This window comes from Streptomyces vulcanius, from assembly GCF_042653945.1.
Lineage (GTDB): Bacteria > Actinomycetota > Actinomycetes > Streptomycetales > Streptomycetaceae > Streptomyces > Streptomyces mangrovi.
Genome location: NZ_JBHSFK010000008.1, coordinates 223,611 through 249,325, shown reverse-complemented (window position 1 = coordinate 249,325; position 25,715 = coordinate 223,611). Strand labels below are relative to the sequence as shown.

General features: G+C 72.5%; 25 protein-coding genes. 16 read left to right on the top strand and 9 right to left on the bottom strand.

Annotated elements, in window-relative coordinates; genetic code table 11:
• The first annotated feature begins 7 nt into the window (after positions 1-7).
• The 9 genes from ACFPIH_RS14925 (at position 8) to ACFPIH_RS14885 (ending at position 10,460) form a co-directional block, all read left to right on the top strand.
• Complete coding sequence (locus ACFPIH_RS14925) at positions 8-253, top strand: phosphopantetheine-binding protein (protein ID WP_381171899.1); 246 nt, start codon at positions 8-10, stop codon at positions 251-253.
• Positions 250-4,458, top strand: a complete 4,209-nt coding sequence (locus ACFPIH_RS14920; RefSeq protein WP_381171896.1) for an amino acid adenylation domain-containing protein — start codon at positions 250-252, stop codon at positions 4,456-4,458. Before ACFPIH_RS14925 ends, ACFPIH_RS14920 begins: the two co-directional genes overlap by 4 nt.
• Positions 4,459-4,551: 93 nt before the next feature.
• Positions 4,552-5,592, top strand: a complete 1,041-nt coding sequence (locus ACFPIH_RS14915; RefSeq protein ID WP_381171894.1) for an ABC transporter substrate-binding protein — start codon at positions 4,552-4,554, stop codon at positions 5,590-5,592.
• 56 nt (positions 5,593-5,648) lie between these two features.
• Positions 5,649-6,614 (top strand): FecCD family ABC transporter permease, encoded by a 966-nt coding sequence (locus tag ACFPIH_RS14910; protein WP_381172118.1) that lies wholly within the window; start codon positions 5,649-5,651, stop codon positions 6,612-6,614.
• Between the two features lie 28 nt (positions 6,615-6,642).
• Positions 6,643-7,425: an ABC transporter ATP-binding protein gene (locus ACFPIH_RS14905; protein WP_381171891.1), complete on the top strand. Its 783-nt coding sequence runs from the start codon at positions 6,643-6,645 to the stop codon at positions 7,423-7,425.
• Positions 7,426-7,511: 86 nt separating this feature from the next.
• Positions 7,512-8,015, top strand: coding sequence for an SRPBCC family protein (locus ACFPIH_RS14900; protein WP_381171888.1), 504 nt, complete (start codon positions 7,512-7,514; stop codon positions 8,013-8,015).
• Entirely contained in the window at positions 8,008-9,651 is a 1,644-nt protein-coding gene (locus tag ACFPIH_RS14895) for a phytoene desaturase family protein (RefSeq protein WP_381171885.1), read from the top strand. The genes ACFPIH_RS14900 and ACFPIH_RS14895 overlap by 8 nt, the downstream gene beginning before the upstream one ends.
• Positions 9,652-9,888: 237 nt before the next feature.
• A complete protein-coding gene (locus ACFPIH_RS14890; protein WP_381171882.1) occupies positions 9,889-10,050 on the top strand; it encodes a DUF5670 family protein in 162 nt (53 codons plus the stop codon).
• 41 nt (positions 10,051-10,091) lie between these two features.
• Entirely contained in the window at positions 10,092-10,460 is a 369-nt protein-coding gene (locus ACFPIH_RS14885; protein ID WP_381171880.1) for a PRC-barrel domain containing protein, read from the top strand.
• 469 nt (positions 10,461-10,929) lie between these two features.
• Here ACFPIH_RS14885 and ACFPIH_RS14880 read toward each other — a convergent pair whose 3' ends face one another.
• Together ACFPIH_RS14880 and ACFPIH_RS14875 are read right to left on the bottom strand one after the other, a co-directional pair.
• Positions 10,930-11,739, bottom strand: coding sequence for an RNA polymerase sigma factor SigF (locus tag ACFPIH_RS14880; protein ID WP_381172115.1), 810 nt, complete (start codon positions 11,737-11,739; stop codon positions 10,930-10,932).
• A gap of 167 nt (positions 11,740-11,906) precedes the next feature.
• Positions 11,907-12,395, bottom strand: a complete 489-nt coding sequence (locus tag ACFPIH_RS14875; protein ID WP_381171878.1) for a flavin reductase family protein — start codon at positions 12,393-12,395, stop codon at positions 11,907-11,909.
• A gap of 418 nt (positions 12,396-12,813) precedes the next feature.
• Here ACFPIH_RS14875 and ACFPIH_RS14870 point away from each other — a divergent pair, with 418 nt between their 5' ends.
• Genes ACFPIH_RS14870 through ACFPIH_RS14860 form a run of 3 tightly spaced genes read left to right on the top strand, consistent with a single transcriptional unit; the run spans position 12,814 to position 14,755 of the window.
• Positions 12,814-13,797 carry an iron-containing redox enzyme family protein gene (locus ACFPIH_RS14870; RefSeq protein ID WP_381171875.1) on the top strand — a complete coding sequence of 328 codons (984 nt, stop codon included), beginning with the start codon at positions 12,814-12,816 and terminating at the stop codon, positions 13,795-13,797.
• Positions 13,798-13,854: 57 nt separating this feature from the next.
• The gene (locus tag ACFPIH_RS14865; RefSeq protein WP_381171873.1) at positions 13,855-14,550 is read left to right on the top strand and encodes a HemK2/MTQ2 family protein methyltransferase; all 696 of its coding nucleotides are present in this window, start codon (positions 13,855-13,857) and stop codon (positions 14,548-14,550) included.
• Complete coding sequence (locus ACFPIH_RS14860; RefSeq protein WP_381172112.1) at positions 14,534-14,755, top strand: CDGSH iron-sulfur domain-containing protein; 222 nt, start codon at positions 14,534-14,536, stop codon at positions 14,753-14,755. Before ACFPIH_RS14865 ends, ACFPIH_RS14860 begins: the two co-directional genes overlap by 17 nt.
• Positions 14,756-14,805: 50 nt before the next feature.
• Here ACFPIH_RS14860 and ACFPIH_RS14855 read toward each other — a convergent pair whose 3' ends face one another.
• Positions 14,806-16,125, bottom strand: a complete 1,320-nt coding sequence (locus tag ACFPIH_RS14855; protein ID WP_381172109.1) for a hypothetical protein — start codon at positions 16,123-16,125, stop codon at positions 14,806-14,808.
• A gap of 116 nt (positions 16,126-16,241) precedes the next feature.
• Here ACFPIH_RS14855 and ACFPIH_RS14850 point away from each other — a divergent pair, with 116 nt between their 5' ends.
• Complete coding sequence (locus ACFPIH_RS14850) at positions 16,242-17,519, top strand: molybdopterin-dependent oxidoreductase (protein WP_381171871.1); 1,278 nt, start codon at positions 16,242-16,244, stop codon at positions 17,517-17,519.
• 313 nt (positions 17,520-17,832) lie between these two features.
• On the opposite strand, the gene ACFPIH_RS14845 is transcribed toward ACFPIH_RS14850, so the two are convergent.
• Genes ACFPIH_RS14845 through ACFPIH_RS14835 form a run of 3 tightly spaced genes read right to left on the bottom strand, consistent with a single transcriptional unit; the run spans position 17,833 to position 19,993 of the window.
• Positions 17,833-18,693 (bottom strand): class I SAM-dependent methyltransferase, encoded by an 861-nt coding sequence (locus tag ACFPIH_RS14845; protein ID WP_381171869.1) that lies wholly within the window; start codon positions 18,691-18,693, stop codon positions 17,833-17,835.
• Positions 18,690-19,307, bottom strand: a complete 618-nt coding sequence (locus ACFPIH_RS14840; protein ID WP_381171867.1) for a TIGR04282 family arsenosugar biosynthesis glycosyltransferase — start codon at positions 19,305-19,307, stop codon at positions 18,690-18,692. The genes ACFPIH_RS14845 and ACFPIH_RS14840 overlap by 4 nt, the downstream gene beginning before the upstream one ends.
• A complete protein-coding gene (locus ACFPIH_RS14835) occupies positions 19,304-19,993 on the bottom strand; it encodes a glycosyltransferase family 2 protein (RefSeq protein ID WP_381171865.1) in 690 nt (229 codons plus the stop codon). The genes ACFPIH_RS14840 and ACFPIH_RS14835 overlap by 4 nt, the downstream gene beginning before the upstream one ends.
• Positions 19,994-20,116: 123 nt before the next feature.
• Here ACFPIH_RS14835 and ACFPIH_RS14830 point away from each other — a divergent pair, with 123 nt between their 5' ends.
• Complete coding sequence (locus ACFPIH_RS14830) at positions 20,117-20,848, top strand: response regulator transcription factor (RefSeq protein ID WP_381171863.1); 732 nt, start codon at positions 20,117-20,119, stop codon at positions 20,846-20,848.
• Between the two features lie 2 nt (positions 20,849-20,850).
• Entirely contained in the window at positions 20,851-21,963 is a 1,113-nt protein-coding gene (locus ACFPIH_RS14825) for a sensor histidine kinase (RefSeq protein ID WP_381171861.1), read from the top strand.
• A 31-nt stretch (positions 21,964-21,994) separates the two neighbouring features.
• Here ACFPIH_RS14825 and ACFPIH_RS14820 read toward each other — a convergent pair whose 3' ends face one another.
• Positions 21,995-22,996 carry an NAD-dependent epimerase/dehydratase family protein gene (locus ACFPIH_RS14820; protein ID WP_381171859.1) on the bottom strand — a complete coding sequence of 334 codons (1,002 nt, stop codon included), beginning with the start codon at positions 22,994-22,996 and terminating at the stop codon, positions 21,995-21,997.
• A 123-nt stretch (positions 22,997-23,119) separates the two neighbouring features.
• Here ACFPIH_RS14820 and ACFPIH_RS14815 point away from each other — a divergent pair, with 123 nt between their 5' ends.
• A complete protein-coding gene (locus tag ACFPIH_RS14815; RefSeq protein ID WP_381171857.1) occupies positions 23,120-23,839 on the top strand; it encodes a flavodoxin family protein in 720 nt (239 codons plus the stop codon).
• 140 nt (positions 23,840-23,979) lie between these two features.
• Here the strand turns inward: ACFPIH_RS14815 and ACFPIH_RS14810 are convergent, their stop codons facing one another.
• Positions 23,980-24,825, bottom strand: coding sequence for an SDR family oxidoreductase (locus ACFPIH_RS14810; RefSeq protein ID WP_381171855.1), 846 nt, complete (start codon positions 24,823-24,825; stop codon positions 23,980-23,982).
• Between the two features lie 52 nt (positions 24,826-24,877).
• Positions 24,878-25,645: an SDR family NAD(P)-dependent oxidoreductase gene (locus ACFPIH_RS14805; protein WP_381171853.1), complete on the bottom strand. Its 768-nt coding sequence runs from the start codon at positions 25,643-25,645 to the stop codon at positions 24,878-24,880.
• Between the last annotated feature and the right edge of the window lie 70 nt (positions 25,646-25,715).

Here is a 25,715-nt window from a genome sequence, read left to right as displayed (position 1 = left end):
GAACGACATGCCTGCTCCCCTCACGCTGGAGGGCTTCCGCGCGGACCTGGCGGAGTACCTGTACCAGCGGCCCGACGAAGTCGACCTCGACGACAACCCGCTCCACGCGGGACTGGACTCCCTGCGCATCACCACCCTCCTGGAGCGGTGGCGGGCGACCGGCGTGGACATCACCTTCGTCGAACTCGCCGAGTGCACCTCGTTCGCCCAGTGGTGGCGGCTGCTCTCCACACGTCTGGAACAGGAAAGGTGACGCGCCGTCCCCTACTGGCCGCCCAGGAAGGCATCTGGACCGGCCAGCGGCTCGACCCGGACAGTCCCGCCTACAACACGGCCGAGTACGCGCACATCCATGGCCCGGTGGACCCGGCCGTCCTCGACGCGGCCCTGCACCACGTGGTCGCGGAGACGGAGGCCCTGAACGTCGCCTACGCCGTCGACGACGAAGACCGCCCCTGGGAGACGCCCGCCCCCGCCGGCGACTGGCGGCTGCACACGACCGACCTCACCGACGAACCCGACCCGCACACGGCGGCCCTGGCCTGGATGGACGCGGACCTGGCCCGCCCCGTCGACCTCACCCGCGGCCCTCTCTTCGGCCACGCCCTGCTGCGGATCGCACCGCGGGAGTACCTCTGGTACCACCGCGTCCACCACATCGCCCTCGACGGCTTCGGCCTGGCGCTGGTCGCCCGCAGGGTCGCCGAGGTCTACACGGCACTGTCGGCGGGCGCGCCGGTGGCGGACAGCGGCTTCGGCACCCTGGCCTCGGTACGGGACGAGGAGCGCGCCTACCGCGGGTCGCCCCGCTCCGCCGAGGACCGCGCCTACTGGACGGACCGGTACGCCGACCGTCCGTCCGTGGCGACCCCGGCGAGCCGTGCGGCCCTGCCCGCCCGCACCTTCCACCGCCGCGTCGCCGATCTCGACGCGGCGCGGACCGAGACCCTCCGCGCCGTCGCCCGCGACCTGAAGGTCACCTGGTCCGAGGTACTGCTGGCGGTCACGGCGGCCCGGCTGCACCGCGCGACCGGCGCCCCGGAGATCGTCCTCGGCCTGCCCACGATGGGCCGCCTCGGTTCCGTCTCCCTGCGCGTCCCCTGCACGGTCCGCAACATCCTGCCCCTGCGCGTCCCCGTCAGCGCCTCGGACACCCTGCGCGACCTCGCGGCCCGCGTCTCCCGGGAACTGCGGGCCGGCCTGCCCCACCAGCGCTACCGCTACGAACACCTGCGGCGCGACCTCGGACTCGTCGGCGGACAGCGCCGGCTGTCAGGACCGGGCGTCAACATCATGCCCTTCGCCTACGACCTCCGTTTCGCCGGACACCGCAGCACGGTCCACAACGTCTCCGCCGGCCCGGTGGACGACCTGTCCGTCAACGTCTACGACCGCTCCGAGGGCGCGGGACTGCGCATCGCCGTGGACGCCCACCCCGACCTCTACGACGAGACGGACGTCGTCGCCTTCCAGGAGGGGCTGCTCGCGCTGCTGACCGAGGCCGTCGCCGCCCCCGACCGGCCGCTCGGCGCCCTACCGCCGCGCGAGGCGGTCCCCGTCCTGGACGGCGGCCCGCTGCCCGGCCCGGCCCGCCCGGTACTCGACCTGATCGCCGACCGGGCGGCCCGGCGCGGCGACCGCGTGGCCGTGGAGCACGCCGGCCGCGGTGTGACGTACGCGGAACTCCTCGCCTCGGCACATGACCTCGCCCGCCGGCTGGCCGCCCGTGGGGTGGGGCCCGGGGACCTGGTGGCCGTGGCCCTCCCGCGCGGCATCGACGCGGTCACCGCCGTTCTGGGCGTCCTGCTCTCTGGCGCCGCCTACTGCCCGCTCGACCCGACGGCACCCGAGGCGCGCCGGGCCGAGCTGCTGGCGGACGCCCGGCCCGCGCTGACCCTCACGAGCGGCACCTACGCCGAGGTCATGACAGCACCCGGCACCGGTCGGCCGACCGCCCCGGCTCCGGACGACCTCGCGTACGTCCTGCACACCTCCGGCTCCACCGGGCGCCCCAAGGGCGTCGAGATCGGTCACCGGGCCCTCGCCCACTTCGTCACCGGCGCCGGCCACCGCTACGGCCCGCGACACGACGACCGGGTCCTGCAGTTCGCACCCCTGCACTTCGACACCAGTGTCGAGGAGATCTTCCTCACCCTGTGCGCGGGCGCCACGCTCGTCGTCCGCACCGACGACATGACCGACTCGGTCCCCGGCTTCCTGGACGCCTGCGCCCGCTCGCGGATCACCTTCCTCGACCTGCCCACGGCCTACTGGCACGAAGTGGCGTACGCCGTCTCGACCGGTGCCGCCGCACTCCCCGCCGAGGTGCGGACCGTCGTCATCGGCGGCGAGGCGGCCCTGCCCGAACGGGTCGACCGCTGGCGCCGGGCCGTCGGCACCTCGGTCCGGCTGCTGAACACCTACGGCCCGACCGAGGCCACCGTGGTCGCGACCGTCGCCGACCTCCACGACCCCGCCCTCGCACCGGGGGACGTACCCATCGGGCTCCCGCTGCCCGGCACCCGTGCCGCGGTCGTCGACGGCGAACTCCACCTCCTGGGCGACACCCTGGCCGTCGGCTACCGGGGGAGCCGGCTTCCGGACGCCGCCCGCTTCGCGCCCCTCCACGTGATCCCCGGAGCACCCCGCGCCTACCGCACCGGCGACCTGGTACGGATCGGCGAGGACGGGCAACTGCGTCACCTGGGCCGGTCCGACACCGAGTTCAAGATCAGCGGGCATCGCGTGCACCCCGCCGAGGTGGAGAGCGCCCTGCTGGCCCACCCGGGAGTGCGGGACGCCGCCGTGGTCGGACAGGTGGGGGAGGACGGGATCCGGCGCCTGGTCGCGTACGTCGTCCCGGACGGGCCCGCCCCCGCCGTGGCCCCGCTCAGGGACCACCTCCGGGCGACGCTGCCGGCGGCGGTGATCCCCTCGGCGGTCGAGTTCCTGGACCGCCTGCCCCGGACGAGTTCGGGGAAGACCGACCGGAAGGCGCTCGCGACGAGGACACCGGGCCCCGCGCCTTCCGGGTCCGGCACGCTGGAAGGCGTCATCGCCGCCGTCTGGCAGCGGGTGCTCGGCGTGGCCGCCGTCTCCGCCCAGGACGACGTGTTCGATCTGGGCGCCCAGTCCCTCCAGGCCATCCAGGTCGCCAACCGCCTCGGTGTCGCACTGCGCCGTGACGTGAAGGTCGCCTGGATCTTCCAGCACCCGACCCCCGCCGGACTCGCGCGTCTCCTGCGACAGCGGGCCCGCCCGGCACCTTCCGGCCCGCCACCGGCCCTGCTCGCCGACACCGTCCTCGACCCGGACATCCGCCCCGGCGACGGCCCCCGCGCGGCCGGTACACCGGACCGGATCCTGCTCACCGGCGCGACCGGCTTCGTCGGCGTGCACCTGCTGGCCCAGCTCCTGACGAGCACCGGCGCGGAGGTCGTCTGCACCGTCCGTGCCCCGAGCCCCGCCGAGGCCACCACCCGCATCCAGCAGGCCCTGGACACGCACCGGATCCACCTTCCGGACGCGGCGCGCGCACGCGTCACGGCGCTTCCCGCGGATCTCGCCCGACCCCGTCTGGGCCTGTCCGAGGCGCTCTTCGCCGAGCTCGCCCGCACCAGCGACGCGATCTTCCACAGCGCGGCGACCGTCAGCATCATGCGCGAGTACGGCACTCTGCGCGCCGCCAACACCGAGTCGACCAGGGAACTGCTGCGCCTGGCGGCCGGGCGCCCGGTCCCCCTGCACTTCGTGTCGACCCTCTCCGTGGCCCCGCCCCTCGCCCTCGGCGCCCTCGGCGCCGAGGTGCCCGAGGCGTTCCTCCCATCGCACCCCGGACTGCGCTACGGCTACCAGCAGTCGAAGTGGGCCGCCGAGCGCCTGCTGGAACAGGCCGCCGAGCGGGGCCTGCCGGTCACCGTGCACCGGCTCGGCAGGGTCGTCGGCCCGTACGAGACCGGCTACGTGAACGAGCGGGACTTCCTGTGGAGCGTGCTGCGCGCCGGAGTGCCCGCCGGGATCGTCCCCGAACTGTTCGAGGAGGAGACCTGGACCCCGGTCGACCACATCGCCCGGGCCGTCGTCCACCTCTCTCTCGGACCACCGCACGCGACCGTCTACAACCACGCGGCCGTGTCCCCGGTGCGGCTGAGCGACGTCTACGACTGGCTGGAGGAGTACGGCTATCCGCTGCGGCGCCTGCCCCTGGCCCGGTGGACAGCCGAACTCCCGGCGTCCTCCGGGGTGGCGGCGACCACGCTGGCCTTCTTCGACTCCCCGGGTACCGACGGCGACCTCCGACTGGGGCACGTCCGCGCCGACAACGTCGTGAACGGTCTGCGCGGCAGCGGCATCGCCTCCCCGACCGTCGGCCGGGACCTCGTCCTGCGCTACCTCGACCACTGCGTCAGCACCGGCTCGCTGCCAGCACCGGGCCATCTCCCGTCTCCCGCAAAGTAGTTGGGCCTCGCCGGGAACTCGGCTCGCCCCGCCTCCGACTACTGGAGCAGACCCCCTCGCCCACCCTCACGAGCCCCGCACCAAGGAGCCAGCATGTCGAAGAAACGGCCGGTCGCCGTCGCCCTGGCCGGCGCCCTCTGTCTGGTCACCACGGCCTGCGCCGACTCCTCGACCGACACCGACAGCGCCGCCGGGGACACGTCCGCGGTCGCCGCGAAGTCCGGCTACCCGGTGACCCTCCAGAACTGCGGAGTCTCCGAGAAGTTCACCGAGGAGCCCAGCCGCGTCGTCCTCATGAACGGCGCCTCGGTCGCCGAGGTCTCCACGCTGCTCGCCCTCGGCGTCCAGGACAGGATCGTCGCCAACCAGCAGAGCTACGGCATGTCCGAGGTCTCCGGCCGTGCCGCGGCCATCAAGGCGCTGCCCACGGGTGACGTGAAGCTCAACGACGCCTACGACATCCCGCGCGAGGCGATGATCGGGCTGCGCCCCGACCTGGTGCTGTCGACGACGGCGTACGGCTTCGACGAGAAGAACGGCTTCGCCACCCGCGAGCAGCTGAAGCAGGCCGGCGCCCACACGTATGTGTCGCCCCAGGGCTGCGACCAGGACACCTCGAAGATGACCATCGCCGACAGCTACACGCTGCTGCGCGACATGGGCAGGGTCTTCAACGTCTCCGAACGGGCCGAGAAGCTGATCGCCGCCTCGCAGAAGCGCGTCGCCGGCATCGCCGCCAAGGTGAAGGGCGAGAAGCAGCCCAAGGTCATGGTGCTGTTCTCCAACATGGCCATGGGCGGCAACGACTTCAGCTCGGTCGTCGCCAAGGGCATCTACAACGACATCCTCGCCAAGGCCGGCGGCACCAACGCCTTCGAGAACGCCTCCGAGACGTCCTTCGCCGACCTGAGCAAGGAGAAGGTGGCCGCCACCGACGTCGACGCGCTCGTCGTCATCGGCTACAACGACCCGGACCCGGCGGCCTACGCCAAGAAACTGCTGAAGGAGTTCCCCCAGTGGCCGGCCGCGAAGAACAACACGTACGTGGCGCTCTCGGACTCGATGTACCTCGGCCCCAGCAACGACCTGGCGGTCGAGAAGATCGCCGAGGCGCTGCACCCCGACAAGGTCTGAACGGCCTCAGGCTGTCTCTCGCCGTCGCCGTCCTGACGGCCGTGCTCGTCGCGGTCATGGTGCTGGCCGTGAGCATCGGCGCCGTCAACATCCCGGTCGGTGACGTGTGGGGGATCCTCCTGCATCACGTCACCGGCCTGGGCGCCACCGAAGACCCGGCACTGGACCAGATCGTCTGGACCTTCCGGGCCCCCCGGGTCGTGCTGGCCGCACTGGTCGGCGCGGGACTGGCGGTGGCCGGGGCGGTGCTGCAGACCCTGGTCTCCAACCCGCTCGCCGACCCGGTCGTCCTGGGCTTCTCCTACGGCGCCTCGCTCGGCGCGGTGCTGGTCATCACGCTCGGCGGCGTCGCACTCGGCGGACTGGGCGTGTCGGGCGCGGCGTTCGTCGGAGCCCTGGCGGCGGGAGCCCTGGTCTTCGTCCTGGGGCAGCGACAAGGCCGGCTCGCCCCCACCAGGGTGGTGCTGGCCGGGGTCGCGGTCGGTTACGTCCTGCTGTCGGTGACCAGCTTCGTGCAGCTGCTGGCGACCCCCACCGAGCTGCGGACCGTGATGTTCTGGATGCTCGGCAGCGTCGCGGGCGCGCAGTGGAGCCAGCTGCCCACCGTCGCGGTCGTCGTCCTGGTGAGCACCGTTCTGCTGACCCTGTTCGGGCGGCGCCTCAACGCCCTCCTCGCCGGCGACGAGTCCGCCACCGCCCTCGGCGTGGACGTCAACCGGCTGCGCGCCGCCCTGCTGGTCATCAGCGCCCTGCTCACCGGCACGGTCATCGCCGTCGCGGGCGGGGTGGGCTTCGTCGGCCTGATGATCCCCCACCTGGTCCGCCTCACCGTGGGCGCCGACCACCGCCGCCTCCTGCCCCTGACCGCACTCCTGGGCGCCGTCTACCTGGTCCTCGTGGACCTGCTCTCCCGCACCCTCACCCGCCCCAACGAACTCCCGCTGGGCATCCTCACCGCCCTGCTCGGCGCCCCCTTCTTCCTGTGGCTGCTGCGCCGCAACAAGGGCCTGGACACCGTATGACTCCTGATCAGGGGGGCCTGGACACCGTATGAAACTGACCGTCGACCAGCTCCACATCACCCTGGACCGCAAGCCGATCCTCCGCGAGGTCACCCTGGAGGCCGCCAAGGGCGATGTCGTCGGACTCGTCGGCCCCAACGGCAGCGGCAAGTCCACTCTCCTCCGCACCGTCTACCGCTCCCTGCGACCGGCCGACGGCGTGGTCCGGGTGGGCGGCGACGACGTGTGGGAGCTCTCCGCCCGCACCGCCGCCCGCCGCACGGCCGCCGTCCTCCAGGACGCCGGCACCACCACCGGACTGACGGTGACGGAGATCGTGGCCCTCGGCCGCACCCCGCACCACGGCCTCATGGGCCGCGACGGCGCCGAGGACCGCGAGGCCGTCGCCGAGGCGGTCTCCCGCTGCGGAGTCACCCCCTTCGCGGACCGCGACTACGCCACCCTCTCCGGCGGCGAACGCCAACGCGTCCTGCTCGCCCGGGCGTTGGCCCAGCGGCCGCAGCTCCTCGTCCTGGACGAACTCACCAACCACCTCGACATCCGCGCCCGCTTCGAACTCCTGGACCTCATCCGCAGCACCGGCATCACCACCCTGGCCGTCCTGCACGACCTGGACCTGGCCGCCCGGCTCTGCGACCACCTGGTCGTCCTGCACGAGGGCGCGGTGATCGCGGCCGGCCCCGTCCTGGAGGTCCTGACCCCGGACACCCTCCGCGGCGTCTTCGGCGTACGAGGCGACACGCGACGCGACCCCGACGGCGTCGTCCGCATCACCTACGACGCCCAGCCACTCGCCCACGCCGGCCCGTGATTGGCGGCGCTCGGCAGGGGGAACTCGGGGACGAACGTGACGACAGCGGAAGACGACGGCGGAACGTGACGACAGCGGGAGGTCCCGTGGCAGTCAGGCATCGGCTGGTCAAGGCGAGTCCACGGACGGTGTGGTCCGTCCTGTCGGACGGCGACCGTTACACGGAGTGGGTGGTGGGAACCTCGGCGTCGCGGCAGACGCGGGGCCGCTGGCCGGAGGTGGGCGCCGCGCTCTCCTACGAGGTCCGGCTCGGCCCGGCCCACCTGACCAACGAGACGGTCGTACGGCGGTGCGAGGAACCGACCACCCTGGAACTGGAGGCGAAGGCGGGCGCGGCCGGGACGGCGCGGATCGCGTTGGAGCTGCGCCCATGGGGCGAGGAGTGCCTGGTCATCGTGGACGAACATCCGCTGCAAGGCGTCGGCGGCCTGCTCCACAACGCGGCGGCGGAGGTCGCCATCCAGCTGCGGCACCGTGCCATGCTGGCCCGCCTCGCCCGTATCTGCGAGACGGAGAACGCTACGGCGGAGAACGTTACGGCGGGCGGTACGAAGGCCCGGCCGCGTGCCCCGGGCGGCGGCGATGCCTGACGCGGTGGTGATCGGGGCCGGGCCCAACGGTCTGGTGGCGGCGAACCTCCTGGCCGACGCCGGCTGGAGCGTGGAGGTCCTCGAGGAACAGCGCGCGCCCGGCGGCGCCGTGCGGCACGACAGGGGAGTGGACCCCGAGTTCGTCAGCGACCTCTTCAGCTCGTTCTACCCGCTGGCCGCCGCGTCCCCCGTGCTGCGCGGTCTGCGCCTGGAGGAGCACGGACTGCGGTGGAGCCATGCGCCGTGCGTCCTGGCCCATCCCCTGACCGACGGCGGCTGCGCCGTCCTCGACCGCCGGATCGACGCCACCGCCGCGAGCCTCGACACCTTCGCGGCCGGGGACGGGGACGCCTGGCGGCGGCTGCACGAGGTCTGGGAACGGCTGCGCCGCGACCTCCTGGACGCCCTGTTCACGCCCTTCCCTCCGCTGCGGGCCACGGCTCGGCTCGCCCTCCGGCTGCGGGCCGCGGGCGGGCTGCGGCTGGCCCGCACCCTCCTGCTGCCGGTACGGCGCATGGGTGCGGAGGAGTTCGCGGGCGAGGGCGGCAGACTGCTCCTGGCCGGCAACGCCCTGCACGCCGATCTGGCGCCGGAGGCCGCGGGCAGCGGCGGTTTCGGCTGGCTGATGTCCATGCTCGGGCAGACGTACGGCTTCCCCGTGCCGGTCGGCGGCTCCGGCGCCCTGACCGACGCACTCGTACGGCGACTTCGCGCCCGCGGCGGTGACGTGCGCTGCGGACAGCGCGTCAGCCGGATCGTCGTCCGCGACGGGCGGGCCGTCGGCGTGCGCACCGCCGACGGCGACAGCCTCGCGGCGGGCCGTGCCGTGCTGGCGGACGTGTCGGTGCCCGCGCTCTACGGCGACCTCCTGGACCCGGAGCAGCTGCCGCCCCAGCTGCTGGCCGACCTCAGGCGGTTCGAGTGGGACTTCGCGACCTTCAAGGTCGACTGGGCGCTCGACGCTCCCGTGCCCTGGCAGGTGGAACAGGCCCGTCGCGCCGGGACCGTCCACCTGGCCGACGGACTGGACGAACTCACCAGGTTCGCCGCCCAGATCGCGACGGGCGCCGTGCCCGACCGCCCCTTCGCGCTGTTCGGCCAGATGACGACGGCCGACCCCACGCGGTCGCCCCGCGGGACGGAGTCGGCCTGGGCCTACACCCACGTACCGCAACGGATCGCCTCCGACGCCGGTGACGAAGGGCTGACCGGCACCTGGGACGAGAAGGAGCAGGAGGTGATGGCCGACCGGGTCGAACGCCAGGTCGAGCGGTTCGCTCCCGGGTTCCGGTCCCTGGTCCGGGCCCGGCGCGTCCTGGCTCCGCCGACGCTCCAGACGCTCGACCGCAATCTGCACGGCGGTGCGATCAACGGCGGCACCACCGCTCTCCACCAGCAGCTGGTCTTCCGGCCCCTGCCCGGCACCGGACGTCCGGAGACCCCGGTGCGCGGGCTCTTCCTCGCCGCCGCCGGTGCCCACCCCGGCGGGGGTGTCCACGGGGCCCCGGGCGCCAACGCCGCCCGCGCGGCCCTGCACCGTCATCGGGGAGCGCGGTGCGAGCGGTGGGACGACGTTCGTACGCCGAAGAAGGCGAGGTCGGCCGCGAAGACCACGATGCCGATGAGCAGCAGGTAGAACAGGCCCTCCGCCACCGCGCCGATGAGTCCCAGGACGAGGGCCACGAGGAGCAGGAACAGGAAGATGGCCATACGGCCGCACCTCCTCCGCCTCGGGTCCACGACGTCGTGCTCGCGCCCCTCTCATGTTAAACCTCACACTCATTCCGGGCATCAGAGAATTCCGGCTGATTTTCAAACCCGTAGACATGGATGGAGGAAGGCAGGGCAATCGGAGTTTTGGAGGTTGATAACGATGGTTCCCCTGCTTCTCGTTCTTCTGCTGGCCCTGATCCTTTTCGGTGCGGGTTTCGCGGTGAAAATCCTGTGGTGGATTGCAATTGTGGTCCTGGTCCTGTGGCTGGTCGGCTTTGTCGCCCGTCCGAAGGGCGGAAGTGGCCGCTGGTATCGCTGGTAGCCGACCGGCCCGGTGTAATTCAAAAAAGGAGTTGTTTTCGCGTGACTGAGAATATGTGGAGCTACAATTCGACCGCGGGCGGTCCGGCGGGCGCCGACCTCACCGGATACAAGGTCGAGGCCACGGACGGCGGCATCGGCAAGGTCGACAAGCACTCCGACGAGGCGGACGACGCCTATCTGGTGGTGGACACCGGTGTGTGGATCTTCGGCAAGGAGGTCCTGCTCCCGGCGAGCACGGTCGTCGCCATCGACACGAACGAGCGGAAGGTCTTCGTCGACCGCACCAAGCAGGAGATCAAGGACGCTCCGGAGTTCCACCGTGACAAGCACCTCGGGGACCGGGGCTACCACGACGAGCTGGGCACCTACTACGGCACGGGCGGCCAGTTCGGCGGCCCGCGCGCCTGACCCGGCAGGGCTCGGCGCACCACGGCCCCCGGGACTCCTTCGCGAGTCCCGGGGGCTTCGCGTGCCCGGGCGCCGGGCGCCGGGCGGCGGATGCGGGAGCCCCACGTTGACCGTCTGCACCGCCTCGTAGGGGAGGAAGGAACGGCGTGTTCCTCGTTGCAGGTCCGCAGGGCTTCCAGGGCGAGGGCGGTCGCGGGGACGGCCAGGCAGACGGGAGGGCGGCCGCGCTTGGTGCGGGCGACCGCGAGGGCGATGTCTCCGGGAAGGTGGTAGGCCGGCAGCAGCGCCCGCCACTGGCCGTGAGGGACCCGGACGACCGTGACCCCGGTGTCCTGATTCAGACCCTGCGCCTGCGGCGAGAAAAACACCGCGCTGGCCGGACCGGCCAGGCCACCGGCCGCGCCGCCCGTGGCCGCCGAGGCGAAGCAGGTCGTTCACCAGCGACAGGTGATGTCATCCGGCGCCGGGCTCAGCCGGGCAGGAGTCCGCTGCGGAGCTTGGTCAGCGTGCGGTTCAGCAGACGGGAGATGTGCATCTGGGACACGTTCAGTTCGCGGCCGATCTGCGCCTGGGTCATCTCCTGGCCGAAGCGCATCTCGATGATGGCCCGTTCCCGGTCGTCGAGCTGCTGCAGCAGCGGGGCGAGCGCGTGCAGGTCCTCGAACAGGTCCAGTGCCGGGTCGACGTCGCCCATGGTGTCGGCGTACGTCGGCGCGTCGTCGGCCTCGTCGTCGCTGCCCGCCGTGTCGATGGAGCCGGCGATGTACCCGTTGGCGGCCACGAGACCCTCGACGACCTCCTCCTCGGTCCGGTCCAGATGGGTCGCGAGTTCGTTCACCGTGGGCGCCCGGCCCAGTGTGGTGGTGAGGGTCTCCTTGCTCTTGGCGAGGTCGACCCGCAGTTCCTGCAGGCGTCGCGGAACGTGGACGGCCCAGGTGGTGTCGCGGAAGAAGCGCTTGATCTCGCCGACGATGTAGGGGATCGCGAAGGAGGTGAACTCGACCTCGCGGCTCAGGTCGAACCGGTCGATGGCCTTGATCAGACCGATCGTCCCGACCTGGATGACGTCCTCCATCTCGCCGCTGCCCCGGTTGCGGAACCGGCGCGCCGCGAAGGACACCAGCGACACGTTCATCTCGATCAGCGTGTTGCGGGCGTACTGATACTCGGGGGTGCCTTCCTCTAAGGTCTGCAGCCGGTCCAGGAACAGCTTGGACAGCACCCGCGCGTCCTTGGGGGCGACCTTCCCGGCGTCCTCGATCCACGGCAGGTCATCCATGACGGCGGGCGTTTCCGTGCTGACGGCCGTCGCTTCGCGGGCATTCACGGAAAAGGTCACGGTGCCGCCTTCGCTCGAAAGTAGGATGAGCGTCTCCTGCCCCCTCTCACCACTTCCATGTCCGGGCAGCGCGCGGCAACGGAAAGGGCCTCGGGCCGGGGTGACGGTCAGTCCGCCGGGTGGCCCGGCGTGATGCCACGCGCGTCGTCGAGCGACAGCAGCGGGGTTCGATCGCCCACCAGGTTGCCGGCGGCCTCCGGAGCGAGCAGGAATCCGACGTGGTCGCCACCGTCGATCCGGCTCTCCACGCGACCGACGAACCATGCGGGGGCGTCGTCGAGGACCACGGACCCGCGCGGTCCCGGGTGCCATGCGACGCCGGTGAACTTGTCGGCGTGGTCGCCGGTCTCGCCGCCGAAGAGCCGGGCCAGCCGGTCCTGGTCGCGGCGGAGAAGATGAACCGTGAGCCGCTCGGCGCGCTCGGCCACCCGGTACGTCCTGTTGGCCTTGGACAGCCAGACCATGAACCGGGCGGGCCGAATCGAACACTGCGAACCGAATCCGACCAGACAGCCGGCCCTCTCACCGGCAGCCTCCGCCGTCACGACGTACAACGGGTAGTCGAGCAGGTCGGTGAACGGATCGAGACCGGTCACGGTACGGTCCTGCGCCCGGCCGGCCTATTCAGCCGGCCTGTCTGAAGCGTCCGACGGACCGTCGGCCTCGTCGGCCTCGTCGGTCTGTGTGCGGGGATGGGGATGGAGAGGGGGATGGGGCCGGGGACGGGGATGAGGACGGGGATGGGAACGCACCGCTTCCTCCGCCTCCCTCCGGGCCTCCGGGTCGCCGCTCTCCCCGGGCGCCTGCGACGGAGGGGTGGGCCGTGTCTGCTCGTGCTCGCTCATGCCTGCTCGCGTACCCCGTGGACCGTGACCCACCCGTCGGTACGGATCCGGACGGACAGGTGAGGTCCCTGGCAACGGTGAGGTCCCTGATGACGGGTACTCGGTGTCCATGGATGTGCCCGTGCCCGTGCCTATATCTGTGCCTGTGCCTGTGTCTGTGCCCGTGTCTGTGCCCACGAGAGAGCCCACCCTGCCGCCCGCCCGAGGCCTGATCTCGTCGGCGATCAGCGCATACCTGCGGAACACGGGACCGCTCCCGGACGACCGGGCGGTTCTCCGGGCCACCCCGCTCGGAGACGATCTCCAGCTCGCCCTGTACATCTGCTACGAGCTGCATTACCGGGGATTCGCCGACGTCGACGCCGACCGCGAATGGGATCCCGACCTGCTCGAGGTACGGGGCGCCCTCGAGCAGCTGTTTCTCGGGGCCCTCCGCGACGCGGCGCCCCGGCACAGGCGTGCCGACGAGGCGGTGGAGGAGCTGCTCGTCGAGCCCGTCGACGGCACCGGAGTAAGCCACTTCCTGCAGCACGAGGGTGAGCTGTGGCAGGTGCGCGAATACGCCGCCCAGCGGTCGCTCTACCACCTCAAGGAAGCCGACCCGCACGCCTGGGTCCTGCCCCGGCTGTGGGGGAGGGCGAAGGCCGGAATGGCGGCCGTGGAGTTCGACGAGTTCGGAGGAGGCCGCGCGGATCGCGTGCACGCCCGCCTGTTCGCCGACCTCATGGCCGACCTCGACCTGGACACCTCCTACGGGCACTATCTCGACGCGGCCGGTGCCGAAGCCCTCGCGGTCGTGAACATGATGTCCCTGTTCGGCCTGCACCGCGCCCTGCGAGGGGCCCTGGTGGGACACTTCGCCACCGTCGAGATCACCTCGTCCCCGGGTTCGCGGCGCCTCGCCCAGGCCATGCGGCGCACCGGCGCCGGACCGGCCGCCGAGCACTTCTACGACGAGCACATCGAGGCCGACGCCGTGCACGAGCAGATCGTCCGCCGGGAAGTCGTCGTGGGCCTTCTGGAGGAGGAGCCCCACCTCGACGCCGACATCGCCTTCGGCGTGGACGCCACCACGTATCTCGAAGACCGCCTCGCCGAGCGTCTCCTCGGCGCGTGGCGGACCGGGGAGTCGTCGCTGCGCATATCTGTCTGACCGGCGTGCCAGCGACGAACAGGCTCTCGCGCGCGCGGGAACCGGATATGGAACCTCATGACCACGGTCACCCTGCCCGGCGTCTACACCCCCCAGGACGACACCGCCCTGCTCCTCCGGCACCTTCTCCACGAACCCCTCCCCGCACAGGCCGAAGTCCTCGATGTGGGCACGGGAACCGGAGCCGTCGCCCTGGCCGCGGCCCGGCTCGGCGCACGCGTCACGGCCGTCGACATCTCCTGGCGGGCGGCTTTCAACGCCAAGGTCAACGCGATGCTGGCCCGCCTCCCGCTGCGCGTCAGGCGCGGCGACCTGCTGGCTCCGGTGTCGGGCCGCTCCTTCGACCTCATCCTGTCCAACCCGCCGTACGTGCCGGCCCCCGCCGCCTCGTGCCCCCGGCGGGGTGCGGCGCGGGCCTGGGACGCCGGGCACGACGGCCGTCTCGTGCTGGACCGCATATGCGAGGACGCGCCCGCGCTCCTGCGGCCCGGCGGAGTGCTGCTCCTGGTCCAGTCCGCCCTGAGCGACCCGGAGAAATCCCTGCGGCAGCTGCGGGCGACGGCCCTGCGCGCCGAAATCATGGAGCACCACCCCATCACCTTCGGCCCCGTCCTGCGCTCCCGGAACGGCTGGCTGCGAGCCTGCGGCCTGATCGAAGGCGAAGGCGAAGGCGCAGGCGCAGACGCAGACGCAGACGTGGACGACGACGAGAAGGAAGAGCTGGTGATCATTCGTGCTGTACGACTCGGATGAACGTCGCCGCCGCATAGTGGCCCAGCGCACGGGACCCCTACTGATCGAAGGCCCGGTGGAGGTGACCCTGGACGACGGCACCACCGTGTCGTCCGACCGTTTCTGCGTCGCGCTGTGCACCTGCCGACGCAGCAGGACCTACCCATGGTGCGACACCAGTCACCGCAATCCCGAGCACCCCAGGCATCCGCACGACGGAACCTGATCCACCTCCCGGCGCGGCCTGCTCCTGGTCCTGCGTATCCCGCCCGGGGCTCACCACCCGGTGAGCAGCAGATGGTTGAGCAGCAGCGCGAGCACCGCCTGAGCGGCGAGCCAGGCGCGGGGGCGGGTGAGGAAGGCGCAGGACGGGAGCAGCCACATCGCGAAGGGCAGCCAGATGCGTTCCGTCTCGGCCTTGCTCATTCCGGAAAGGTCGGCGACCAGGAGGGCGGAGAGGGTGGCGGCCACGAGGAGGGCGAGGCGGACGCCGTCCTGGTCGCGGATCAGTGCCACGGCGGTCCGCCGCAGCCCCGCCGCCGTCGCCAGGCCCGTGATCAGCACCGTGCACGCGAGATTGGCCCACACCCAGTAGCCGTACGGGCGCACGCCGCCCGCGCCCTGGTAGTAGCGCGTGACGAGCAGCCGGTACGCCTCCCACCAGTCGAACCCGGCGAGGGTGAACGCCGTCGGCACGACGGCAAGACCGGCGAGGAAGAGCACGAGCAGCACCGGCCGCTCCCGGACGCGGTGCCGGCCGAGCCACAGCACCGCCGCGCCGATGAGCGCGAAGAGCGTGAGGCCGTAGGAGAGGTAGCAGGTGAGCCCGAACAGCAGCCCCGAGCCGGCCGCCCACCCCACCCATCGCCCGGTGACCGCGAGCGCCAGCAGTGCCACGGCCCACGCGGCGACCGCCGCGAAGTACGCGTCGGCCGACGTCCCCATCCACACCGCCGCCGGGGCGAGCACGAGGAACGGTGCCGCCCGCCGTGCGAGCCCCTCCCCGGCCAGCGCCCGCACCGCGACCAGCACGGCCACGCACGCCGTCGCACCGACGGTCACGCACCAGACTCCGGCCCAGCCGCCGCCCCGCAGCCCGATCCGGTCGAGCAGGACGAAGGTGAGGGTGGCCCCCGGCGGGTGACCGGCGACGTGGGCGGGCCAGTTGTCGGGGGAGTGGAGAAGGATGTGGTGGGTGAAGTCACGCAGGGTGCCGGGGATGTCGTCGAAGCGGTCGATGACCTGGAGGTATTCGTGGCGGGTGGTGAGCCGGCCGGCGACGCCCCGCTGCCGGCCGTCAATCAGGGCCAGGGAGAGGATCCAGGCGGTGGACGTGCCCCAGGCCGTCGCGAGCAGCGCGCGCCAGGGCAGTCGGGCGGCCAGGGCGGGGCCGTACGCCACGGTCGCCGCCGCCGACAGGACGGCGGCCGGTGTGCCCGGGCCCACGTGGGGGCGCCAGGTGCCGAGCAGCGGGGGCCAGTTGACGCGCAGTGTGTGGTGGGCGTCCTGGATGTGGCGGCCGACTAGTACGGCCGCCGTCACCAGCAGGGCGGCGGCCCCGGCGGCGTACAGGTCGCGGCGGAGGTCGCGGGTGATGCCGCCGGAGAGCGGGGCGCGCGGCTCGGTGGAGCGCAGGGTGCGGGTCACATCGGCACGCTAGGCCGGGCGAGGGGCCACGGACCGCCGTCCGGGCCGGACGTCAGCGTTTCGTCATGGGTCGCGCCCCCTTTCCCGGGGGTGCCCCGGCCTACCGTCGGGACATGCCCGCCCCCTCGCTCCCCACCGCACCCGGTTTCTGGCGCAGCCCCCTGCGCGGCCCACGCTTCACCGCCGTGCTCGGCCTCGTCCTGCTCGCCGGCATCACCGTGCTGTTCGTGACGGGCCTGGTCTCGTACGCCGCCTACAACCCGGACCTGTCGCCGGTGAACGACAAGACACCCGACAAGGGCGTCCTCGGCTTCTACCTCTTCGCCTGGCCGACGAACCCGCACTGGCTGTACCGGCTCACCCAGGGCGTCCACGTCACCCTCGGCATCACCCTCGTCCCCGTCCTGCTGGCCAAACTGTGGTCGGTCGTGCCGAAGCTGTTCGCCCTGCCGCCGGCCCGCTCGCTCGCCCACGCCCTGGAACGGATCTCCCTGCTCCTGCTGGTCGGCGGCGGCCTCTTCGAGTTCGTGACCGGCGTCCTCAACATCCAGCTCGACTACGTCTTCCCCGGCTCCTTCTACCCCCTGCACTTCTACGGCGCCTGGGTGTTCTTCGCCGCGTTCGTCGCCCACGCCGTCCTGAAGATCCCGGCGGCGGTACGCAACGTGCGCCGGCTGCGGGACGAGGAGACGGACGACCTGGTCCCCCCGGATCCGGACCAGCCGACCGTCTCCCGGCGCGGCGCCCTGTGGTTCGTCGGAGGCGGCTCGCTCCTGCTGTTCGCCACGACGGTCGGGCAGGGCTTCGACGGCCTGCGGCGCACCGCCCTCCTCGCACCGCACGGCGGAGCCGACCCCGGCACCGGCCCGAACGGCTTCCAGATCAACAAGACGGCCGCCTACGCCGGGATCGACGCGGCGGAAACGGGCGAGGACGCCTGGCGACTCGTCGTCACGGGACGTTCGGGCACGGTCCGCCTCAGCCGCGCCGAACTGGCCCGACTACCCCTGCACAGCTCGGCGTTGCCCATCGCCTGCGTCGAGGGCTGGTCGACGTCCGACCAGTGGTGGCGGGGCGTACGCCTGCGGGATCTCGCCGCTCTCGTCGGCTACGACGACGATCCGCCGGACGCGTTCGTCGAGTCCCTCCAGCGGCACGGCGCCTTCCGCCGCGCCGCCCTGCGCGCCAACCAGGTCGCCGATCCGCGTTCCCTGCTCGCCCTGTACGTCAACGGCGAGGACCTGTCCGCGGATCACGGCTATCCGGCGCGGGTGATCGTTCCTGCCGCGCCCGGTGTGCTGAACACCAAGTGGGTGGCCCGGATGACGTTCGGAGACCTGTGATGCGACCGAGGATCCCTGTCGGCAGTCCTTTCCCACTCCTGCTGCTCGCCGCCTCGTTCGCCCTGGCCGTCTACGCGGGCGTGCGCCTCCTCGCCGACGACTGGTTCGGCGTGGCGCTGTGGCTGGTGGGGGCGGCGCTGCTGCACGACCTTGCTCTGCTGCCGCTGTACGCGACGGCCGACCGTGCGGTCGTCGGCGCGCTCGGGGCGGCCGGCCGCCGGGAGTGGGTGATGTACGTGCGCGTACCGGCCGCTCTCTCCGGCCTGCTCCTGCTCGTGTGGTTCCCGTTGATCGGCGGCATGGTGGACCGGCGCTACCGGTTGGGCACGGGTCTGTCGCCGGACGGCTTCCTCACCCGCTGGCTGCTGATCACCGCCGTGCTCTTCGGCGGCTCGGCGCTGCTGCTGGCCCTGCGGCTGCGCAGGGCGAGGAAGCGGCGGTCGCCCGCTGTCCACTGACGTACGGCACGCCACCTCGCCCGGCCCGCGTACCGCAGCAGGGCCGGGGTGCCGAGCCGCGCCCAGGGGAAGGCGTCCGCGGATCCGCCGGATCCACAGCTGTGGACGACGTCGACGACCTGCACCTCGGCGCGTTCGTCGACGTCCATCTGTGCGGTCTCCGCGATCAGCAGGCCGCCCGGCGCGAGCAGTGCGCCCACCCGGTCCAGCAGGGCGCGCGGATCACCGCCGATGCCGATGTTGCCGTCCATGAGCAGGACCGTTGCCCAGCGCCCTTCGGCTGGCAGCGGGTCGAAGACGGACCGCAGCAGCGCCTGCCCGCCCAGCTCCCGGGTGCGGTTGACCGCGGCCCGGCTGACGTCGACGCCCAGGACGGGCCGGCCTCGGGCGGCGAGTTCGGCCACCAGCCGGCCGGGCCCGCAGCCCACGTCGAGCACGGCTCCCTCGCACCGGTCCAGGACCGCCAGGTCGGCCGCGTCGGCGCGGGCGCACCAGCGTTCCACGTCCAGTGGCAGCAGCCAGCCGTCGGAGCGGCGCAGGAACAGCGGGCCACGTCCGGCGCGCAGGGCAGCGGCGTATGGGCCGGCATCCGCCCAGTCGGCGGCGTATGGGCCGGCTTCCGCCCGGTCGGTGGTGTGCGGGTGGGCGTCGGTCCGGTCGGTGGTGACGCCCTCGGCGGAAGTGGTCCCGGTGGCGAGCCCGTAGGCGGTGCTCATCGGCTCGCCGCCGCCGCGAACCGGGCCAGCCGCGCGGCGAACCGGCTGCGCGGGGCCAGCGCGGCGACGGCGTGGGCGTCGGCGGCGGTGTCGACGTCCCGAAGCCGGGGCAGATCCCGCACCCGCAGCCCCGCTCCGACGAGCCGCTCCCGCTGCGCGGCTCCGGTGACCGGCGTCGACATGGGCACGCCCCGCAGCAGCGCGGGATCGGGTTCGGCCAGCCCGAGGGCCCAGAAACCGCCGTCCTCGGCCGGTCCGAAGTACGCGTCGCAGTCGGCGAAGTCCCCGGCGAGCAGATCCGGTGTGACCTGCGGTGTGTCCATGCCGATCAGGAGGGCGGGGCCGTCGCAACGGGCGAAGGCGTCCGCGAGCCGTTCGTCCAGACCGCCCGCGCACTGCGGTACGACGTCGAAGCCGGACGGCAGCCAGGGGCCGGGGGAGCCGTCCAGTACGAGGACGCGACGGGAAGCGGGCGTGCCCGCCACGACCCGCAGGGTGTCGGCCAGGGACGCCTCCGCGAGCGCCGCCGCCTCCCACGGGGTGAAGGGCGGGGTGAGCCGGGTTTTCGCGCGCCCCGGCAGGGGCTCCTTGGCGATGACGAGCAGTGTGGTCACCGTGCCGCCCCTTCGCGCGCCGGGGCTTCGCCCAGGACGCGGCTCATGTCCCGTACCGCGTGCCAGGTACCGCGCCAGGTGCCCGTCACCTTCGAGGCGCCGGCTCGCGGCAGATAGGGGACGTCGTGCTCGGTGATCCGCCAGCCCGCGTCGGCGGCGCGCACCACCATCTGCAGGGGGTAGCCGCTGCGCCGGTCGGTGAGGCCGAGGGAGAGCAGCGGTTCACGCCTGGCGGCACGCAGCGGGCCGAGGTCGTGCAGGCGCAGGCCGGTGCGGCGGCGCAGCAGCCGGGCGAGCGCGAGGTTGCCCGCCCGGGCGTGTGCCGGCCACGCGCCCCGGCCGCGTGGCCGTCTGCGGCCCAGGACCAGGTCGGCGGCGCCCTCCCGTACTTCCCGCACGAAGGGCACGAGCAGCGCCGGATCGAGCGAGGCGTCGCAGTCGCAGAAGCACACGACCTCGGCGGTGGCGGCGCTCAGCCCGGCGTGACAGGCGGCGCCGAAACCCCGGCGGGGCTCGTGGACGACGCTCGCGCCGAGCCCGCGGGCGATCTCCGCCGAGCCGTCGGTGGAGCCGTTGTCGACGACGAGGGCCCGCCAGCCGCTCGGGATGCGGGCCAGGACCCAGGGGAGCGCCTCGGCCTCGTTCAGACAGGGGAGCACGACATCTACATCTACGTCCGTGGTCACGGTCTCACCCTACGAACGCGAATCGGGCATACCGGGCTTCGGCTCCTTACGAAACGCGGACGTCGAGGCACCGGGAGCCTGCGGACGAGGCGGGGGGACGGGGCGCGGTGCGAGGCTGGAGCCATGCAGCAGTCGTACGAATCCCCGTCCCCGTCGGCGGGGTCCGCCCGCGTCCTGGTGGTCGACGACGACCCCACGGTCGCGGAGGTCGTCGCCGGGTACCTGGACCGTGCCGGATACGTCGTCGACCGGGCGGACGACGGCCCGACGGCCCTGACCCGGGCCGCCGCGCACTGGCCCGACCTGGTGGTACTGGACCTGATGCTGCCCGGCATGGACGGCCTGGAGGTGTGCCGCCGCATGCGCGGCCACGGACCGGTCCCGGTCATCATGCTCACCGCGCGCGGCGACGAGGACGACCGCATCCTCGGCCTGGAGGTCGGCGCCGACGACTACGTCACCAAGCCGTTCAGCCCACGCGAACTCGTCCTGCGGGTGGAGTCGGTCCTGCGCCGCACCCGGCCCGCCACCGGCACCCGTGTGCTGAGCGCCGGCGGTCTGACCGTCGACCCGGTGGCCCGCCGCGCCACCCGCGACGGCACCGAACTAGCCCTCACCCTCCGTGAGTTCGACCTCCTCGCCTTCCTCCTGCGGCACCCGGGACGGGCGTTCGGCCGCGAGGACCTGATGCGCGAGGTGTGGGGCTGGGACTTCGGCGACCTGTCCACCGTCACCGTCCATGTCCGCCGGCTGCGCGGCAAGGTCGAGGACGACCCGGCCCACCCCCGCCTGATCCAGACGGTGTGGGGCGTGGGCTACCGCTTCGAACCCGGCCTTGACCGTGCGGGGGAGTGATCATGCGGGACACCCTTCTCATCGCCCTGTACGCGGCGGCCGGAGCCGCCGTCACCGGTCTGGCCGGAGCGGGTGCGCTGCGCCTGCTGCGGCGCCGTTCGCTCACCACCTCGCTCGCCGTGGTCGCCGCCGTCGGGGTGGTGGCCATGCTCGCCGGCACGCTGGCCGTCGCGTGGGCGATGTTCCTCTCGCCCCACGACCTGACCGTGGTCACGACGGTCGTGGCGATGGCGGCCGTCGTCTCCCTGGCCACCGCCCTGCTGCTGGGCCACCGGGTCGTCACCAGCAGCCGTGAACTCGCGGTCGCGGCCCGTTCGTTCGGCGACGACGGAGGTTTCACCGCGCCCGACGGCCCGGCACCGGCCGAACTGGAGTCACTCGGCCGCGCTTTGGCGGCCACCAGCGCCAGACTCGCCGAATCCCGGGACCGCGAGCGCGCGTTGGAGACCTCACGGCGCGAGCTGGTCGCCTGGATCTCGCACGACCTGCGCACCCCGCTGGCCGGCCTGCGTGCCATGTCCGAGGCCCTGGAGGACGGGGTCGCCACGGACCCCGCCCGCTACCTCAGGCAGATCCGCACCGAGGTCGAGCGCCTCAACGCCATGGTCGGCGACCTCTTCGAACTCTCCCGCATCCACGCCGGCACCCTCCCCCTCACCCCCTCCCGCATCTCGCTCTACGACCTGATCGGCGACGCCCTCGCGGGCGCGGACCCGCTCGCCCGCGAGCACGGCGTACGGCTGGTCGGCGACCGGGTGGAGCCGGTCCCGGTGGAGGTCGACGGCAAGGAGATGAGCCGGGTCCTCGGAAACCTCCTGGTCAACGCGATCCGCCGGACCCCTGCCGACGGCACGGTGGCGGTCGCCGCCGAGCGCTCGCCGGAGGGCGTGGTGGTGTCGGTGACGGACGGCTGCGGAGGCATCCCGGAGGAGGACCTGCCACGCGTCTTCGACACGGGCTGGCGGGGTTCGGACGCCCGTACACCCCCGGCGGGCGCGGGTCTCGGCCTCGCCATCGTCCGGGGGATCGTGGAGGCGCATCAGGGCCGGGCGGCCGTGCGCAACATCCCCGGCGGCTGCCGCTTCGAGGTGGTGCTGCCCGCGGCAGCTTCATGACACGGGCAGCACCACCGGTCCATGGCGGGCCCTACGCGCCCCGCATCCCGGCCGTCGCGAACTCCCGCATGCCCGCGGCGAAGCCGACCTCGGGCTTCCACCCCAGCTCCGCCCGCAGCCGGGACGAGTCCGCCGTGATGTGCCGGACATCGCCCAGCCGGTACTCGCCGGTGACGACGGGCTCCGGCCCGCCGCACGCGGCGGCCAACGCCCGAGCCATCTCACCGATGGTGTGCGGCTCTCCGCTGCCGGTGTTGTAGACGGTCAGCACCCCGTCCGGCGCCCCGGCCTCCAGCGCGGCCACGTTCGCGGCGGCGACGTCCCGCACGTGCACGAAGTCCCGCCGCTGCCGCCCGTCCTCGAAGACCCGCGGAGCCTCGCCCCGGGCCAGCGCGGACCGGAAGAAGGAGGCCACCCCGGCGTACGGGGTGTCGCGGGGCATGCGCGGCCCGTACACGTTGTGATACCGCAGCGACACCGCCGACCCGCCCGTCGACCGGGCCCACGCGGCGGCCAGATGCTCCTGCGCGAGCTTGGTCGTGGCGTACACGTTGCGCGGATCGGCCGGGGCGTCCTCGCCGACCAGCCCGGGACGGAGGTCCGCCCCGCACACCGGACACAGCGGCTCGAAGAGCCCCGCGTCCAGGTCACCGACGGCCCGCGGTCCCGGCCGCACCACGCCATGCCGCGGACACTCGTACAGCCCCTCCCCGTACACGACCATCGACCCGGCGAGCACGAGACGCCGTACGCCCGCCCCGGCCATGGCGGCGAGCAGTACGGCTGTCCCCAGGTCGTTGTGCGAGACGTACTCCGCCGCGTCGGCCACGCCGTCGCCCAGCCCGACCCTCGCCGCCTGGTGACAGACGGCGTCGACGCCGGTCAGCGCCCGGGCCGCCGCCGCCGGGTCGCGCACATCCGCGCCGGGATCCTCCCGGACGTCGTACCCGACCGCCTCATGCCCGCCGGACCGCAGCGCGTCGACGACATGGGACCCGATGAACCCGGCACCGCCGGTGACCAGTACACGCATACGGCCAAGCTAGGTCCGCGGCCCCGCCCCGCCCCGTGACCCGCCGGGCACGTCACCACTCCGTAAGACCCCGCAGGCGCGTCGAACCAGGACAAAACACGACCGCGCGAGACGCTGCCCACCATGAACTCAGCCCCTCCCCACCGCTACGACGACCTCACCGCGCTCTACATCAACTGCACCCTCAAACCGTCCCCGCAGCTCAGCCACACCCAGGGCCTGGTGGACAAGAGCCGCGCGATCATGGACGGGGCAGGGGTGACCACGGCCGAGATCCGTGCCGTCGACCACGACATCGCCACCGGCGTCCACCCGGACATGACCGAGCACGGCTTCGCCACGGACGCCTGGCCGGCGCTCTACGAGAAGGTGATGGCCGCCGACATCCTGGTCCTGGCCGGACCGATCTGGCTGGGCGACAACAGCTCGGTGACGAAGAAGGTCGTCGAGCGGCTCTACGGCTGTTCCAGCCTGCTCAACCCACAAGGCCAGTACGCCTACTACGGCCGCGTCGGCGGCTGCCTCATCACCGGCAACGAGGACGGTGTCAAACACTGCGCCATGAACATCCTCTACAGCCTCCAGCACCTCGGCTACACCATCCCGCCCCAGGCCGACGCCGGCTGGATCGGCCCCGCCGGACCCCGCCCGTCCTACCTCGACCCGGGATCCGGCGGCCCGGAGAACGACTTCACCAACCGCAACACCACCTTCATGACGTGGAACCTGATGCACCTCGCGGCCCTGCTCAAGCGCTCCGGCGGCGTCCCCGCCCACGGCAACCAGCGCTCGGAATGGGACGCCGGCTGCCACCCCGACGCCCCCAACCCGGACTACCGCTGACCGGCTGGCACTCGGCTGGGTGGCCGGAAGCGGAACCCGTGTCGTCGTAACCCGTGTCGTCCGTCGTCACCGGGGCGAGTGGCGGTGGGACAGGAGGACTCACCGCTGTGCTGTGAGCCCAGAGCCCGGGTCCGGGCGTCTCAGGAACCGGCGTCGTCGTAGGCGAGGTTGCCGCCGAGTTCGCGGGATGCCTGGGCCTGGGCGAGGAGTTCCCTGGCCTTGGCCTCGACGCCTTCGATGGCGTCGGAGCCGGCGACGAAGCGCAGCAGTGGCTTCTCCTGTCCGGCGACGGCCAGCAGGGCGCGGGCGAGCTTGGCGGGATCGCCGCTCTGCCGGCCGTTCATGCTCTTCCATGCCGCGACGGTCGCGGCGGTGCGCTCGGCGTAGTCGTCGATGGTCGGCTCGGGCCAGGTCGTGGAGGCGTCCACGAGCAGCTCGGTGCGGAAGAAACCGGGCTCCACGACCGTGGTGCGGATGTTGAACGGCTCGACGTCGTACCGCAGTGACTCCATCCAGCCCTCCACGCCGAACTTGGAGGCGGCGTAGGCGACGCAGAACTCCTGGCCGATGATGCCGGCGGAGGAGGAGAGGGTGATGACGTGGCCCGCTCGCTGCTTCCGCATGACGGGCAGGACGGCGCGGGTGACGTTCATGGGCCCGAAGAGGTTGGTCTCGATCTGCCGGCGCATCTGCGCGGGCGGGATCTCCTCGAAGTAGCCGGCGAAGAAATTACCGGCGTTGTTGATCAGGACGTCGATACGGCCGAAGCGGTCGACGGCGGCCTGCGCGGCGGCTTCGGCGTCCTCCGGGCTGGTGACGTCCAGCCGGATGACCAGCAGATTGTCCTGCGCCCCGCCCAGGACCCGCTCGACCTCCTCGGGACGTCGGCCGGTGGCAACGACCCGGTGGCCCGCGGCGAGGGCCTCGCGGACGATGTCCGTGCCCAGACCGCGTCCGGCACCGGTGACGAGAATGACCTTGTTCATGGGGGTTCCTTCGGGGTGTTTCGGTGGATGGAGGTGTTTCGGTGGATGGAGGTCAGGCCTGGTCGGTCGGCATGATCCACAGCTCGCCGACGGAGGCGTGGCGGGGGCGGGTGACCATGTACGCGACGCCGTCGGCGATGTCGTCGGGGCTGAGGACCTCGGTCTGTTCGTAGAAGGCGCCGATCGCTTCGCGGACCTCGGGCTTGTGGTCGTTGTGCGAACCCAGCTCGGTGTCCACCCCACCCGGCTCCAGGACCCCCACGCGGACGTGCCGCCGGGTGACCTCCTGGCGCAGGGACTCGGTGAAGCCGTTCACGCCGAACTTGGTGAGGTTGTAGACGCCGTAGCCGTTCCAGGCGACGCGGCCGGCGATCGAGCTGATGTTGACGATGTCGGCGACCCGGCGCGGCCCGTCCTCGGCGGCCTTCAGCAGGTGAGGGAGGGCGGCACGGGTGGTGTGGAGCAGGCCCTGGACGTTGACGGCGATCATGCGCTCCCACTCGTCGGCGTCCGCGCCGACGACGGGTCCCAGGAGCATCAACCCGGCGTTGTTGACCAGGATGTCCAGCCGTCCGAAGTGCTCGACGGTCCGCTGTACGGCGGTCTCGGCCCGGGCGCGGTCGGTGATGTCCGCCTCCACCACCAGGGCGGTGCCGCCCGCCTTCTCGATCTCGGCGGCGAGATCGTCCAGGCGGTCCTTGCGGCGGGCCACGAGGGCGACCCAGGCGCCGTCCTTGGCGAGCCGGCGGGCGGTGGCGGCGCCGATGCCACTGCTCGCGCCGGTGACGAGCGCGACGGTATCGGTCAGCTCTATTGCCATGGGGAGTGTCCTGTTCCTGTTTGTTTCTCCGTGCACCATCTACAGAAACGGTTGTCACGGGAGGGTGGGA